The 13,943-nt window shown below is 63.0% G+C and carries 13 protein-coding genes and 1 tRNA gene; 11 read left to right on the top strand and 3 right to left on the bottom strand.

The genetic code is table 11. From position 1 onward, the window contains the following. Positions 1 to 90: 90 nt before the first annotated feature. On the top strand, positions 91 to 1,089 hold the full coding sequence (locus BN423_RS08010; protein WP_019239736.1) for a PDDEXK nuclease domain-containing protein: 999 nt from the start codon (positions 91 to 93) through the stop codon (positions 1,087 to 1,089). 110 nt (positions 1,090 to 1,199) lie between these two features. Here BN423_RS08010 and BN423_RS08005 read toward each other — a convergent pair whose 3' ends face one another. Continuing rightward, complete coding sequence (locus BN423_RS08005; RefSeq protein WP_019239735.1) at positions 1,200 to 1,703, bottom strand: methylated-DNA--[protein]-cysteine S-methyltransferase; 504 nt, start codon at positions 1,701 to 1,703, stop codon at positions 1,200 to 1,202. Between the two features lie 166 nt (positions 1,704 to 1,869). On the opposite strand from BN423_RS08005, the gene rlmB reads away from it, so the two are divergent. Beyond that, complete coding sequence (gene rlmB / locus BN423_RS08000) at positions 1,870 to 2,787, top strand: 23S rRNA (guanosine(2251)-2'-O)-methyltransferase RlmB (protein WP_019239734.1); 918 nt, start codon at positions 1,870 to 1,872, stop codon at positions 2,785 to 2,787. Positions 2,788 to 2,808: 21 nt separating this feature from the next. Here rlmB and BN423_RS11585 read toward each other — a convergent pair whose 3' ends face one another. Then, positions 2,809 to 3,114, bottom strand: coding sequence for a hypothetical protein (locus BN423_RS11585; protein WP_157196237.1), 306 nt, complete (start codon positions 3,112 to 3,114; stop codon positions 2,809 to 2,811). A gap of 47 nt (positions 3,115 to 3,161) precedes the next feature. On the opposite strand from BN423_RS11585, the gene BN423_RS07995 reads away from it, so the two are divergent. Together BN423_RS07995 and BN423_RS07990 are read left to right on the top strand one after the other, a co-directional pair. Continuing rightward, positions 3,162 to 3,866 carry an NYN domain-containing protein gene (locus tag BN423_RS07995; protein WP_019239733.1) on the top strand — a complete coding sequence of 235 codons (705 nt, stop codon included), beginning with the start codon at positions 3,162 to 3,164 and terminating at the stop codon, positions 3,864 to 3,866. A gap of 133 nt (positions 3,867 to 3,999) precedes the next feature. After that, positions 4,000 to 5,151 (top strand): aldo/keto reductase, encoded by a 1,152-nt coding sequence (locus BN423_RS07990; protein WP_019239732.1) that lies wholly within the window; start codon positions 4,000 to 4,002, stop codon positions 5,149 to 5,151. A gap of 73 nt (positions 5,152 to 5,224) precedes the next feature. On the opposite strand, the gene BN423_RS07985 is transcribed toward BN423_RS07990, so the two are convergent. After that, a tRNA-Thr gene (locus tag BN423_RS07985) sits at positions 5,225 to 5,299 on the bottom strand. 830 nt (positions 5,300 to 6,129) lie between these two features. On the opposite strand from BN423_RS07985, the gene BN423_RS07980 reads away from it, so the two are divergent. The 7 genes from BN423_RS07980 to BN423_RS10815 all read left to right on the top strand — a co-directional run. Continuing rightward, positions 6,130 to 7,278 carry a hypothetical protein gene (locus BN423_RS07980; protein WP_019239731.1) on the top strand — a complete coding sequence of 383 codons (1,149 nt, stop codon included), beginning with the start codon at positions 6,130 to 6,132 and terminating at the stop codon, positions 7,276 to 7,278. A gap of 675 nt (positions 7,279 to 7,953) precedes the next feature. Beyond that, complete coding sequence (locus BN423_RS07975) at positions 7,954 to 8,253, top strand: hypothetical protein (protein ID WP_019239730.1); 300 nt, start codon at positions 7,954 to 7,956, stop codon at positions 8,251 to 8,253. Between the two features lies 1 nt (position 8,254). Further along, complete coding sequence (locus tag BN423_RS07970) at positions 8,255 to 9,178, top strand: hypothetical protein (RefSeq protein WP_019239729.1); 924 nt, start codon at positions 8,255 to 8,257, stop codon at positions 9,176 to 9,178. Between the two features lie 51 nt (positions 9,179 to 9,229). Further along, positions 9,230 to 10,636: a VirD4-like conjugal transfer protein, CD1115 family gene (locus tag BN423_RS07965; RefSeq protein WP_019239728.1), complete on the top strand. Its 1,407-nt coding sequence runs from the start codon at positions 9,230 to 9,232 to the stop codon at positions 10,634 to 10,636. Positions 10,637 to 10,696: 60 nt separating this feature from the next. Beyond that, entirely contained in the window at positions 10,697 to 11,293 is a 597-nt protein-coding gene (locus tag BN423_RS07960; protein ID WP_019239727.1) for a ClpP family protease, read from the top strand. A 96-nt stretch (positions 11,294 to 11,389) separates the two neighbouring features. Further along, positions 11,390 to 12,196, top strand: coding sequence for a DNA/RNA non-specific endonuclease (locus BN423_RS07955; protein WP_019239726.1), 807 nt, complete (start codon positions 11,390 to 11,392; stop codon positions 12,194 to 12,196). Between the two features lie 217 nt (positions 12,197 to 12,413). Beyond that, positions 12,414 to 13,943, top strand: a 1,530-nt coding sequence (locus BN423_RS10815) for a hypothetical protein (RefSeq protein WP_043359876.1), incomplete at its 3' end; no start/stop codon positions are given.

The raw sequence follows: 13,943 nt of genomic DNA, 5'->3' as shown, positions 1-13,943 counted from the left end.
TTGGTCAGGGCTCTTGCACGGTATCGAACATATGTCCGTACGTGGTCGTAGCATACGTGCATGGTGAAACCCACGGGGTGGGAGGCGCGTATGCTGGAAAATGGGAGCGACTATCTGCTGGTGTTGAGCCAAGTGAAACGGGAGATCGCGCAAACGCGGGCACGGGCTGTGAGCCGTGTCAACTCGGAACTGATCTGCATGTATTGGAGGATCGGGACTCTATTAGACGCGCGGAGCTTCTGGGGATCCAAATCAATTGAAACGCTCTCTCAAGATATACGTACAGCTTTTCCAGGGATCAGGGGCTTTTCCGTACGCTATTTGAAATACATGATGAAATTCGCGCGTGAGACCGAGTGGGAAATTGTGCAAACAGTGTTTGCACACATTAGCTGGTCTCACAACATCGCATTGATGAATAAAACGCAAAGCTCCGATGAATGTCTCTGGTATGCGAAAGCCTCTATCGCAAATGGCTGGTCACATTCGGTGCTCATCCACCAAATCGAGTCTCATCTGTATGAGCGCCAAGCGCTATCGACCTCGTTGAACAATTTCAATCGCACGCTGCCGGAACCCGAAAGCGAGCTTGCACAGCAGGCGCTCAAGGATCCATTCATCTTCGATTTCATCACAGCGCAGCAAAGCCGGACCGAGCGCGATATCGAAGAGCAGATGGTTGAGAACGTGACGAAGGTGCTCCTTGAGCTGGGAACCGGCTTCGCATTCATGGGCAACCAGTATCACCTTACCGTGGGCGGCGATGATTTCTATATCGATTTGCTGTTCTACAACGTGCGACTGCATTGCTATTTGGTAGTTGAGCTTAAGAACGAGAAGTTCAAGCCGGAGTTCACGGGCAAGCTCGGGTTCTATGTATCGGTGGTGGACGATATGCTGGCAGGTGAGCTCGATAATCCCACCATCGGACTTGTGCTCTGCAAGGAGAAGAACGATGTGGTGGCGGAGTACGCGTTGCGCAGTATCGACCAGCCCGTGGGCATCAGCGCGTATCGTTTGGGGGATGAACTGCCCGAAGGCTATCGGAATGTATTGCCGACCCCGGAGGACTTGCAGACAAGGCTGTGAGCGCGGGGCACCCATGTAAAAACACCCTAGGGGTTATTTTACATTCGACATGAAGACCGCCCCTCACCAGGGGCGGTCTTGTGCTATGTAAAATAACCCCTGGGGTGTTTTTACATGCGGGGATGGATGCGCTCGTGTTCTAGCAGCTTGAGCTTGCGTTCAATGCCTCCGGCGTAGCCAGTGAGGCTGCCGTCCGCTCCGATGACGCGATGGCAGGGGATGATGATCGATACGGGATTGTGCCCCACGGCGCCGCCGACCGCCCGAGCGGAAACGCGGTCGACGCCGCGCTGCGCCGCGAACCGTTGGGCGATTACGCCGTAGGTGGTCGTCTCGCCGTACGGGGTTTGCAGAAGAATCGCCCACACGTCCTGGCGAAATGCCGAGCCAGCAGGATGCAAGGGCGGCAGCTGCTCGGGGCGCTCGCCTGCGAAGTACGCATCGAGCCAGAAGCGCGCCTGCATGAGAACGGGGGTCTCGCATTCCGCGTGCTCGGAAGGTAGAGCCGCGCCGAAATACTTCTGCCCGACGAACCACGCGCCGGTGAGTCCGAGCTCATCGGCGGCGAGCAGCATGGTGCCCAGGGGAGATTCGTACTGTTGGATTGCAACCATGGCGCCTCCGGATCCGCAGCCAGCTTTATCTGCATGATACGCCGTGCGTCGTGTCGCGCACGGCACGCGATGGCATGGAGAACGGCGCGCCGAGCGCGTCCGGGCTATGCGGGTGCCGGGCAGTTCCGTATACTTACGGTTCATACGCAATCGTGAGGAGTGGAACATGGGTCGTCAGCGGCGAGAGCAGCGTCAGCAGTCCGATGCGGGAAGGTCGCGTCGGGAGGCGGGGCGCGCGCAATCGTCCCAAGGCCGCCGCGGAACGACGGGCGCGCGGCCAGATAAGCGCGCTGTCGGTACGCCCGAGCGCCACCCCTCCGCCCGAGCCCAGCAGCCTGCGCCCACCCGCCCCGCTGGCGCCTACATCGAGGGCCGCCGCGCCGCCGCGGAGGCGCTGCGCACGGGCTTCCCCGTGAAGCGCGCGCTCGTGGCGGAGGGCGAGGGGCGCGACGCCGCGCTTGTCGCGCTCGTGGCGGACGTCCAGGCTGCCGGCATCCCCGTGCGCCGCGTATCGCGCGCGGAGCTCGACGCGCTTTCCGCGCACGGTGCGCACCAGGGCATCGCGCTCGAGGTCGGGGCGTTCCCGTACGCTGACCTCGCGGACGTGATCGCGCGCGCAGGCGACGGCCCCGCCCTCGTGGTGGTGCTCGACCACGTGACCGACGCGGGCAACTTCGGCGCCATCGTGCGCTCGGCCGAGGTTGTGGGCGCGGCGGGCGTGGTCATCGCGAGCAAGCGCGCCGCCGAGGTGACCGTCGCGACCTACAAGACCTCCGCCGGAGCCGTCATGCACCTGCCCATCGCGCGCGTGCCGAACATCGCGCGTGCACTCGAGGATCTGAAAACGGCGGGCTTCTGGGCGGTTGGAGCGAGCGAGCATGCCGACGCCGTGTGCTGGGAGACGCCGCTCGCCGGGCGCATCGCGCTCGTGATGGGTTCCGAGGGCGACGGTATCAGCCGGCTCGTGCTCGAGACCTGCGATGACCTCACGCGGCTGCCGCAGCGCGGGCAAACGGAGAGCCTGAACGTGGCGCAGGCCGCGACGGCGCTCTGCTACGAATGGCTGCGCCAGAACCAGGCGTGAGGCGGTCTCGCGTCTACGCTTTCACCGGTTGCGCGGGCATACAAGCCTCCGCACCCGAGACGGGACGTGCGTTTTTTCTTCGCGAGCCCAAATAATGGTGGTCAAATTCAGATATGCACGATTCGTCGCGTGCGGAGGGCGCTTGATCGAAGCAAATATGGTCTGAACGCCGTAAAATAAGGGCAAAATGGCGGGAAAACCGGCCATTTTGGAAGGTTTGCGGATGATCTGCGGCACATCGCGGCGCCTCCATCGTGCATATCTGAATTCCACCACCACAAAACGCTGCCGCGCGATGAAAAACGCGACGCGCGCCAGGGGATGCATGTAAAATAACCCCTGGGGTAATTTTACCTTGAAGCAAAGGGGGCGAGATGGGCAAGAAGAGCAGGCAAAAGGCGAAGGCGAAGCGCTTCGGCGAGGGCTCGGCCAAGCCCATCGTGAGCGCGAGCACGTACGGCGCGGGCAACGCGTTCGCCTCGGCGTTCGCACCGGCGAGCATCGTCGACCCGGCGCGGGGCACCAACGCGCGCGGCCAACTCGAGCTGCTCGTCGTCGACGGCTACAACGTCATCCATGCGAGCCCGCGCTACGAGCGCCTCGTCTCCGACCATTCGGACGACCCCTATTCCCGTGACGTGCACGAACGTGCCCGCACCGCTCTCATAGCCGACGTCGCCGCCTTCGCGCAGCACCGCTACGAGCCGGTGATCGTGTTCGACGGCGCGGGCAACGTCTCGGCCGACCGCCCGAACCTCCCGCAGGCGGGCGTGCGCATCGAGTTCTCGCCCACGGGCGTCTCGGCCGACACCGTGGTCCAGCGCCTGTGTACGGAGGCGCGCGAAGCCGGGCGCGCATGCTCCGTGGTGACGAGCGACGGCACCATCCAGGCGACGGTCATGGGCAAGGGTGTCACGCGCATCTCGGCGCGCATGTTCGTGGAGGAGATGCAGCTCTTCGACGCCGATGTCAAGGAGGCCGAGGAAGCTCCGGACATCAAGCTCACGCTCGGCAGCCGCCTCTCACCCGACGCCGTGGCGAAGCTCGCGGCGCTGCGCGACGCCACCCTGCGCGGATAGCCGGCGCCTATCGCGGCGACCAAGCGGCCCGTGAGCACCTCCGCACCTCGTGTCCCGCACCCCGTTCCCGCATGCTGCCGTGTCGTGCCATACTAAGGGCACAAGCGGGCAAATGCGAACGAAGGGGGCGGCGATGCGCTATCGCAAGCTGGGAAACACGGGGCTCGAGGTCAGCGAGATCGGGTTCGGCGGTGAGTGGGTCGACGGCACGCCGGAGGAGGCGCTCGCCATGGTGCGCACCGCGGACGAGGCGGGCATCAACATCCTCGACTGCTGGATGCCCGACCCCACGCGCCGGTCGAACCTGGGCGATGCGCTCGCCGAGCTCGGTGCGCGCGACCGGTGGGTCATCCAGGGGCACCTCGGGTCGACCTGGCAGGATGGCCAGTACGTGCGCACGCGCGACCTCGCGCACGTGAAGCCGGCGTTCGAGGACCTGCTCGCGCGCTTCCACACGAGCTACATGGACTTGGGCATGATCCATTACGTGGACAGCCCGGCGGAATACGAGGAGGCCACGTCCGGCCCGTTCATGGACTACGTGCGCGAGCTTCACGCGGCGGGTACCATTCGCCACATCGGCCTCTCCACGCACAACCCGAAGATCGCGAAGCGCGCCGCCTTAAACCCCGAGATCGAGATGATCCTCTTCTCGGTGAACCCCGCGTTCGACATGATGCCGGCGACCGAGAACCTCGACGACTACTTCGGCGAGGCGGGCGAGCAGTCCGCGCGCGACGGCATGACGCCCGAGCGCGCCGAGCTCTACGCGCTCTGCGAGGAGACGGGCACGGGCATCACGGTGATGAAAGGCTTCATGGGCGGCCGCCTCTTCGATGCCGCGCAGTCGCCGTTCGGCGTGGCACTCACGCCCGTGCAGTGCCTGGAGTACGCGCTCACGCGCCCGGCCGTGGCGAGCGTGATGGTGGGGTTCTCCGCGCCGGAGCACGTCGCGGACGCCGTCGCGTATGAGACGGCCACCCCGGAGGAACGCGATTACGCGCGCGTGCTCGCGGGGGCGCCGCGCCACGCCTATATCGGCCAGTGCACCTACTGCGGCCACTGCGCGCCCTGCCCCCAGGGCATCGACATCGCGAGCGTGAACAAGTTCTACGACCTCGCGACGATGTACGACGAGGTGCCGGATTCCCTGCGCGAGCACTACCGCGCGCTGGGGACGACGGCGTCGGCGTGCGTCGCGTGCCGCGCGTGCGAGCGGCGCTGCCCCTTCGGCGTGGGTATCGCGGACAAGATGGCCGCCGCGGCCGAGCTCTTCGGCTGCTGATGATAAAAAGGTGTCAGACACCTTTTTATCAGAAACGGGCTCGGAGGTGCGTCCCCCGAGCCCGCATGTGTCATGGAGCCAGCGACAGGAATCGAACCCGCAACCGTCTGATTACAAATCAGATGCTCTACCGTTGAGCCACGCTGGCGCTTTGAAGCGTGTCCTAGGATACTGAAACCGCCCGGCTGGCGCAAGGCGACTCACTGCGGGCGGGTGGGGTGGACGGCGCTGGCCGATGGGTTGGTTGGGGACGTGTTCCTTTCAACCCATTCGCGCGATTGCGGCGTCTCCCGCAGAATCCGAATGGGTTGATAGGAACACGTCCCCAACCAACCCATCCCACTTCGCCGAAATTCTCGCGTATCTTCGCCCGCGATGGGGGTATAGTACGCATACACTTTTTTCTTCCGTAACCAGCTCCGCTTCGGGCGGGGCGCCGAGCACATCAGATACGAGTTCTAGCGAGTACGAGGTAACGGCATGCAGTGGAGTAAGGCCATCTAACAACTTAATAGCGCGTGATGTATGTGGTCCAGCAGTCCCTAGGCGGAGCTGTCTCTATTCGAGGAGCTGCGCCCCGGGTCCCTGCCCCCTGTCCCGTCTCGGCGTGGTCGTTCCTGCGCCGGGCGGAACCGACAGGGCTGTCACCTTGATAACCGCATACACGCCAACCTCCCTTCGGCGGGGCGCGCCCGGCGCTGCCCCGTCCCGCGGCGAGCGCACCCCGAGTGCGCGACGACCTGCGGAAGCGAGCCCGCCGGGGCGATGACCTTGTGGGGAGGGCGGCGCGACCCATTCGTCCGGTGGCAGCGGCCACAAGGAACGAGCGCGGCGGCCGACGGGCCGCGCCGACGCACGAACGTCGGGCACCGGACGGGGAAAGTCGGCTGGGCACCCCCCATCGCGGGCGGTGCCGGCCGGCACACACGGCACCAGCCGCACAACGACATCACGCGTTATCAACTAAGGGAGATTCGCATGGACGAAGATGTTCCGACGCTCGAAGATCTGATTGAAGAACTGACGGCAACGCCCGTCGAACCGACCGTCGAGCAGCTCGCATGGAAGGCAGAGCAAGAACGCATCGCGCGGGAGCAGAAGGCCCGCGAGGATGAGTTCAACCGGCTCCGCCGTCCCTACCACGATCGCGTCTTCAGCGCGTTCGCAGCGTTCGCCCGGATTCCGCTCGCGCACCTGGCAGGGGGCTCCGGACGCGTCGCGGAGGCGACCCGTGCGCGCATCGATGGCTACCTGAAGCGGTTCGGGCCGGGGCTCTGGGATCACTGGGGCAAGACGCTCGGCTCTGCTGCGTGCCTCATCACAGAGGACTACTTCGACCTCGAGGAATACCAGCCCAAGCTCATGAAGCAAAAAGACGATGACGAGTTGAACATCGTGCCCTGGGAGCAGCCCTATGAGCCGCCGGCCGAGGGCTATTACCCTGACGATACCGCCATCGGAGCCGCGCCCGATGCGCCCGAGCGCGACGCCAAGATCAAGGAGGGCCTCGCCCGCATCATGCCCTGCATGACCGAGCTCGTCGCCACGGCGATCGACGTGCTCGAGCTGCACGGCGTCGACACGCACCGCGCCGATGCTTACGAGCAGGCGCCGAGCTTCGGCGAGGGGTACTACGCAAAGCCTCTCTACGCCGGCATGCTCAAGCTGCCCGCCGCCGCGCGGGAAGACGCCATCGACCGTTTCACGCTCATGGGCATGACGGAGGACGAGGCGCGCACGACGGTCTCCGTCCTGCTCGAGATCCCGTTCTGCGAGCTCGAGGCCGTCGTCTGGTTCTTCTACGACGACGAGGAACCCTACGGCTTCTCGAAAACGACCTTCATGCTCGATCTATCCGAGGGCGAGGGTAAGATCATCGACGGGATCGAGTTGTCTCGCCAGGAGCTCATCAACACGATTGACACCGTCGCCTCCGACACCGTCTGCCACATCAAGACGGCGCACGTGAGCGCAGACGATAGCCAGCCCATCGCTGCTGTCGTGCGCGACCTGGCGGCAGGCGCGCGCACCGACGATGAGTACGAGGCGCTGCTAGCCATAGGGACGTACAACAAGCTGCTCCACCCGCTCTCCATCATGGCCGACTACCGGATTCCGCGCTGCTGAGCGAAAAAACTCAAAATTCCTGAGCACGTTCGCCTGCGGCGGGTGTATAGTGAAGCCCACCCGTTAAAGAGTTCTGTACCCACAGGCTCGCCGCCAAGCACATCAGATACGAGTTGTAGCACGTAAGAGGTAATGGCAAGCATGAGCAAGACCATCTAACAACTTAATAGCGTTGGTTGCACGTCGTGGTTCGTCCCTAGGCGGAGCTGTCTCGATTTGAGGCGTTTGCGCTTGCGGACGTTCCCAGCCCTGCCCCATCGGCGCGGTCGTTCCTGCGTCGTGGGCGCATGGGTCATGGTAGCTTGACAACCGTATACGCGCTGCTTTCCAGCGGCGTGGTTGCGCCTTGCGCGCAATCGCGCTCCCCGACGAGCGCGCCCCGAGCGCGCGATGACCCGGGGAAGAGAGCCCGGCATGGCGATGACCTCGCGGGGGAGCAGCGCGATTCCACATCCTGCACGGCATCTGAAAGGAGCGCGTGGGCAGCAGACGCAACCGCCCCGCCGCTGAGCACTCGATGTCGCGCAGGGAAACCACACGACGACCGCCAGCTCAAGGCGGTCAAACAAACACGTATCCATAACGCAGTCCTCCGTGCGCCCACACGCGGCGCACGGCCCCACCCTCGAGCACATCACGATGGAAACCACACGTATCAGACGGGAGAGGAACCACATGGCACACCCTACGGCGCAGCAAACCTTTTTCGATTCGAACCCTGAATACGCGACGCTCGTCTACGCGGCGCAGGACGCGCGGGCGGCACTCGGTATGGCGCTTTCCGGCGAACTCGACGCGCTGCTCGCGCATGAGGGAGGCGTCGAGTACGAGCGGTACGGCCGCCCGAGCGATGAGGAGATGCTCGCAACCTATCTTTCCTCCCTGCAGCGCGTCTGGGCGTATGAGGAGGAGCACCGCGAAGAGGTGCGCCGCTGCCAGGATCTATTCGGTTCCGAGACGTGCGTGGAGGCGTAGCATGAACACGCGAACTACCGTACTTGCCGGCCGCATCGACGCGGCGCTTGACAGCATGGTTCCGCCCGAACTGATCGCTGCCAGCCTCTCCGTCCTTGCGCGTGCCCCCTGGGAGCGCTACTGCGGAGACGCGAAGGCGCGCCGCATGTGTCACCGCATCGCTACGTCGGGGATGACCGGGCTGTACCTCGAGAGCTATGGCGCGGAGCTGCCCGAATGGACAGGCGATGTCGGCGGCATCGCGCGCCTCGCGATGATCCTCGACGACGCCGTCCGCCGCGCGCAGGATCACAACGCCCTCGTCGCCCTCACCGCGAGTCGGGAGGCGCTCGTAGACGGCCTGCTCGACCCGATCCGCAAGTACACGATGTGGAACAGCAAAGCCCGTGAGCAGAAAGAGACCGGCCAAGCGTCTGACGATACGGGCAGGGAGACATCTCGTTCGCAGCGCCGGCGCTCGCCCCGATACGATTTCGCTCACATGGCACGGAAGTACTGTGGCAACGACCTCAATGCTGCCGAAGCGCGTGCGCTGTTCTATGCCTTCTGCTTTTCCACGGCGGGCGACATCCTCGAAGCCGTCAGGTCGTCGCCTGAACTCTCCAAGGGCCCGGCAGCGCCGGACTTCAAGCAGTATTCCGCACGGGCGACCGGGGCGCTCGGGGAATCGCGCGACTGCTCTGCCGAGGTCATGTGCGAGCACTTCGCGAAGAAGCGAGCGTGTATCGATGAGGCCTGCGAGGACGAGGACTATCCCTGGTGGGATGAGGATCCGGAGAGTCCCGAGGAACGCTTGCAGCGCTTGGCCCTGCCCCTGTTCTTCGAACCCCTGGCGCTTGCGAGGTGCTATGGAACCGGGGCAGCGTGTGCTCGCACACAGGCACGCCGCAATCCCACGCTCTCTGCCCGCCTCGCTGCCGCCTGATGCAAGGGCGCGCCAGACCAAAACCAATACGTTTCAGAAGGGATGCTGCTCATGTCCACGGACTTGCCGAACGTCATCGACCGCACCGCTTACCAGAGCCAGACCATCGTCGGCCGCAACCGCACCATCGAGACCGACTCCTTCCAGACGGGCATCAACAACAACATGCTCGTCATCGGCCCATCAGGCGCGGGCAAGACGCGCCACGTGCTCAAGCCCAACCTGCTTCAGATGGGCTCGAGCTTCATCGTGCTCGACACCAAGGGCACGCTCTGCCGCGAGATGGGCACGATGCTCGCTGGTGCAGGCTATACGGTCGAGTGCCTCGACTTCGCGAACATCTGCGAAGAGCCGCGACCGCTTCCCGCCGGAGCCGCGCACGTGGGCTACAACCCGCTCTCGTTCATCCGTCGAGACTCCCACGGCCGCCCCAACCAGCAGGACATCCTCTCCATCGCTGTCGCACTCTGCCCTGTCGAGAACGGGAAGGAGCCGTTCTGGGACCGCGCCGCGGCAAACCTCCTTGCCGCGCTCATCGCATACGTGATGGAAGAGCTGCCACGCGAGGAGCAGACGTTCGCTGCGCTGGTCGAGCTTGCCGAGCACCTGAATGACGGTGCGACATTCCGCTTGCTCGATGACCTCGAGGTGAGCGACCCCGATAGCCTCGCATCCTCGCTGTACCTGCGCTACGCCTCCACGCGCGATGCCGAGAAGATGAACGCGAGCATCATCGGCATCATTGCCGAGAAGCTCATGTGCCTGGGGTTCGACGGGGCGCTCAGACTCTACACCGCCTCCCGCCAGGTCGATTTCGCCCGCTTCGGCCACGAGCGCCGCGCGCTCTTCGTGACCATGAGCGACATCGACCGCGCGCTCGATCCACTCACGAGCCTCTTCGTCGACCAGGCCTTCAAGGCGCTCCTGCGCGAAGCGGACCGTTGCCCGGGCGGCCGCATGCCCGTTCCCGTACGGCTCTTCCTCGACGACTTCGCGAACCTCTACATCAACAACATCGACGACCTGCTCGCCGTCGCACGCAGTCGAGAGATCTGGGTCACGCTGCTGCTGCAGTCTGTGAATCAGCTCGAGGCACGCTACGGCCGGTCGCGCGCCATGTCCATCATGGGCAACTGCGACGTGCAGCTCGCGTTGGGCTTCCAGGACCTCGACACGGCGCGTTGCTTCTCCGAGCGTGCGGATCGGATGCCGAAGACCCTGCTCGAGCTGCCCTCCGGTCGCGCCTGGCTCTTCGTACGCGGTCGGCGTGCCGAGGAAGTTGAGAGCTACCGCCTAGAGGAACACCCGCGCTACGCAGAGCTCGTCACTGCGGCTGCCGCTCCGTTCGAGACGTCGGGGCAGAGGGCTCCGGAAGCAGCGCCCGCGCGTGAACCCGTCGATCCCGTTTCCATGGGGGAGGCGTGTTCGTTCACGCTCGACGAGGAAATTCCGTTCTAGCCCCGCCCCAGCACCTGTCTAGTCTGTTCAAACCGTGTAGCCCAAGAGAGAGGAATCTTCATGGAACAACGCATCATCAGTCCCCGCACCATGCGCGAGACGGCGCGCGGCATCGCGCTCACGAGTATCTACGACGAGATGCTCTCCCGCCGCGAGCTCTCCGTGACCGGAGCGATCGATGCCGCCATGGCGTTCGACATCTGCCAGCAGCTGCTCCAACTCGAGCACGATGACACCTCCGCCGAGGTCACGCTCTATGTGGCGAGTCCGGGCGGCAGCGTCTCCGCCGGCCTCGCCATCGTGGACACCATGCGCACCATCGCATGCCCCGTGCGCACCGTGTGCCTCGATACCGCCGCGTCCATGGGCGCGATTATCTTCGTTTCCGGTGACCGCCGCGAGATGTTCCCGCACGCCGAGCTCATGATCCACGACCCGCTCATCCAGAACGCCGGCGGCTCGGCGCTCTCCGTGCAGGAGACGAGCCGTCGCCTCATGGGGCTTCGCCGCACCCTCAGCCAGATTCTGGCTGACCGCAGCGGCCTTACCGTCAAGCGCGTGCAGGCGCTCACTGCCAAGGACACCTTCCTCACTGCCGAGCGCGCCGTGGAGCTCGGCTTCGCCGACGCGATCGTCGAGCCGCGCAAGGCGGCATAGAGGAGGGCGTGCCGGGTCGCGCCCGAGCAGCGTGCTTGCGCGCGTCCCGGCTTGTTTCGCCATTGCAGGTCGACGTCGAGAGGGAAGGAGACGCGCATGTTTCGCATCCTGTTCAAGTTCATCATCCGAATGCTCCTGGTTTGCTTCATATTGCTCTGTCTGATGGCCTACTGCACCGCTCACGTTCCCGACCCAAACACCGGTTTCAACCCTATGGGCGAGCAGGTGTTCGTCCCCGAGGGCAAGGCCTATATGGGCGAGGTGGTCGAAATCAACGAGGGATCTCAGCTTGAGGAATGGGCACACTCGTTCGACCCGGGGCAGTATCCGGATTACGTCCGCGTCGTCAGCGCGTATCCGGACGAACTGCGCACCGAGCTCGATAACGGCATCTTGTACGGAGAGGTCGATGACCTCGGACGCCTGCCGGGTGCTGCCGGTTGGATCACGAACGACATGCGCTCCGATGCACCGGATGCAGAGGCGGACATCATGGATATGAAGGGTAACGTCTGGGCGAAGGTGCCCGGCACGCCGGGGCGCTACGGCTTCGAGGGCAACTTGTTCAAGCCCGTGAATCTCATTCCTCCGTCGCTCGGTGGCGACAACGCGAGCCACAACATCGTGCGCGGCACTGTGATGCTCGATGAGGGCGACGGTCACACCCCGGGTGGCCTCTCCTATACCGAGAGCCTTGTCAACGACTACCTCGATACGCATCCGGACGGGCGCGTATGGTACAACGTCGTGCCGGTCTACGGCGCGGGCGAGGTCATCCCGCGCGCCATCGTGGTCGGCATCGCTACCGAGGACGGTGAGTTGAGCGTGCGTGCGGTCGTGTTCAACGCCGCGAACGGCCTCGACATCGACTACAAGACCGGTGAGGTGAGCATGGTGAGGTAACGCCGGGCGAGCTTGCCGGGAAGAGGGGGGGTCGGTTCACTTGATATTCTGTCCGCAGGGGGCGGTATACTTGCCAGAAACAGCATTGCCGGTTTTGACGGCGCAGGAGGGGCGGTTCCCTGTCGTTGAGCGAGGAAGTAAAGGGCGACCACGTTTGCAGTTCTGACGAGCAACAGGCTGATTGACGATGATGTATTTATAGGAGCGAGGAGAGCACATGAGCAGTCAAGATCGTATCGATATCGGCAACGAGAACGTCAATGCAAAGGGTGCATCTGAATGGCGCGAGGCCGAGCAGAAATGGGAGGCGCGGGAGAAGCTCTTGGGCTGCGACCCGTACTCCATTGCTGGCGGCACCACAAGCGATGTGATTCGGCAGCTTGCTGACATGGGGCTCTTGGGCAAGAACGCAAACGTCCAGGTGATGACGCGAGTAGTGGATTCGATTCTCAAAAAGGCCAAGGTCATGCGAGATTCCAATACGCCCACTGACCTCGGCCGCACCTACGGTATTTCTGATGACCCGAAGAAGCCCTTCGGCGGACAGGCCATCAAGCCGATTCTGATCGTGCTCAACCAGCTTAATCTGATTACGGTAGCCACGAGAAGGAATGCAGCTCCACGGATGACTTGGGAAGAGGCTGAGCGGGCGTGGCTTAAGCTGTACCGTACGGCAGAGGGGCGCAGGATTCTTCAATTCATGAAGGGTGGGACAATCAAGGATCTTCTGCGTGAGCTCGTGGAGAAAGGGCATCTTTCCGAAGAAACCCATGTCAATGCGATTAGCAAGCGCGTTCTTACTGTTTTGCGAGATGCGGGGTTTATTGAGCTCAACCCAGACTACTCATTTAGCGTTACCGACCAAGGAAGGAAGCGCGGAATTGTCCGTGCCGAAGGGTCGGAGTTTGATGGTAGGATCGTGATGGACAAGACTCCTTCCCGGTGGAATCGCAAGCACCGGTTCTTCGAGTTTTTCACCTCATCTGATAGTGAAGGGCTAGTACTTACCGCGCTTATACAGCTGGATTTGTTTCTAGCTGATTCAAAAGCCGAGCTTCAGCGGCGCAAGACGGAAAGATACAACCGCTCTAAAACTAAATGGCTCAAAGCACAGTTAAACTGGGAAAAGAAATGCGGTGCGCTTGAGGGTCTTGACGATATCGAAGGCGGAACTCTCTACCACGTGCTTTATCAACTTGCCGAGAGGGGTTTTCTCTCGGTTGCGAGCTGGGATGAGTCGAATGGTGCCGATGAGCATCGGGACGAAAGCCTGTGTTCATCTGACCAGGTATCCAGCATGATAGACAATCTTAAAAAGCCGATCGAATCGCTTCAAAGTGGCCAGATCGGTCGCTATGTGGATAAAAAAGATGACCAGCTATCGATTGCCGCTCGCGTTAAGAAAGCCTTCCCCGAAGCGGGTTTGGTTGACTTCATTGCAGGAAGACCGGCTAGTTCTAGTTTGTCTCGCTATTTGACCAGTGACTTTGGCCGGGAGCGCGGAGTTATCTACCATGATGGGTCTCTAAAAATAGGGAGGGTTGACGTTAGCGCAGATGGTGTGGAGACAATTCTTGTGCTACTTGATCATCTGGGTCTACTCATCACTGACCGAAAAGCTATCCAGAGGGAGCGCGAGAAGTTTGAGGCAAAGAAGCGTTCAATAGGGAAGAGGATTAATGAGCTGGAAGCAGTGAGGGCGCAGCTGGAGGAAGAGGAGCGCAAGAAGAGAGAAGAGCGGGAGGCA

The organism is Enorma timonensis (assembly GCF_000321165.1).
In the GTDB taxonomy this organism is placed as follows: Bacteria; Actinomycetota; Coriobacteriia; order Coriobacteriales; family Coriobacteriaceae; genus Enorma.
This window is presented reverse-complemented; position numbering and strand designations above follow the sequence as displayed.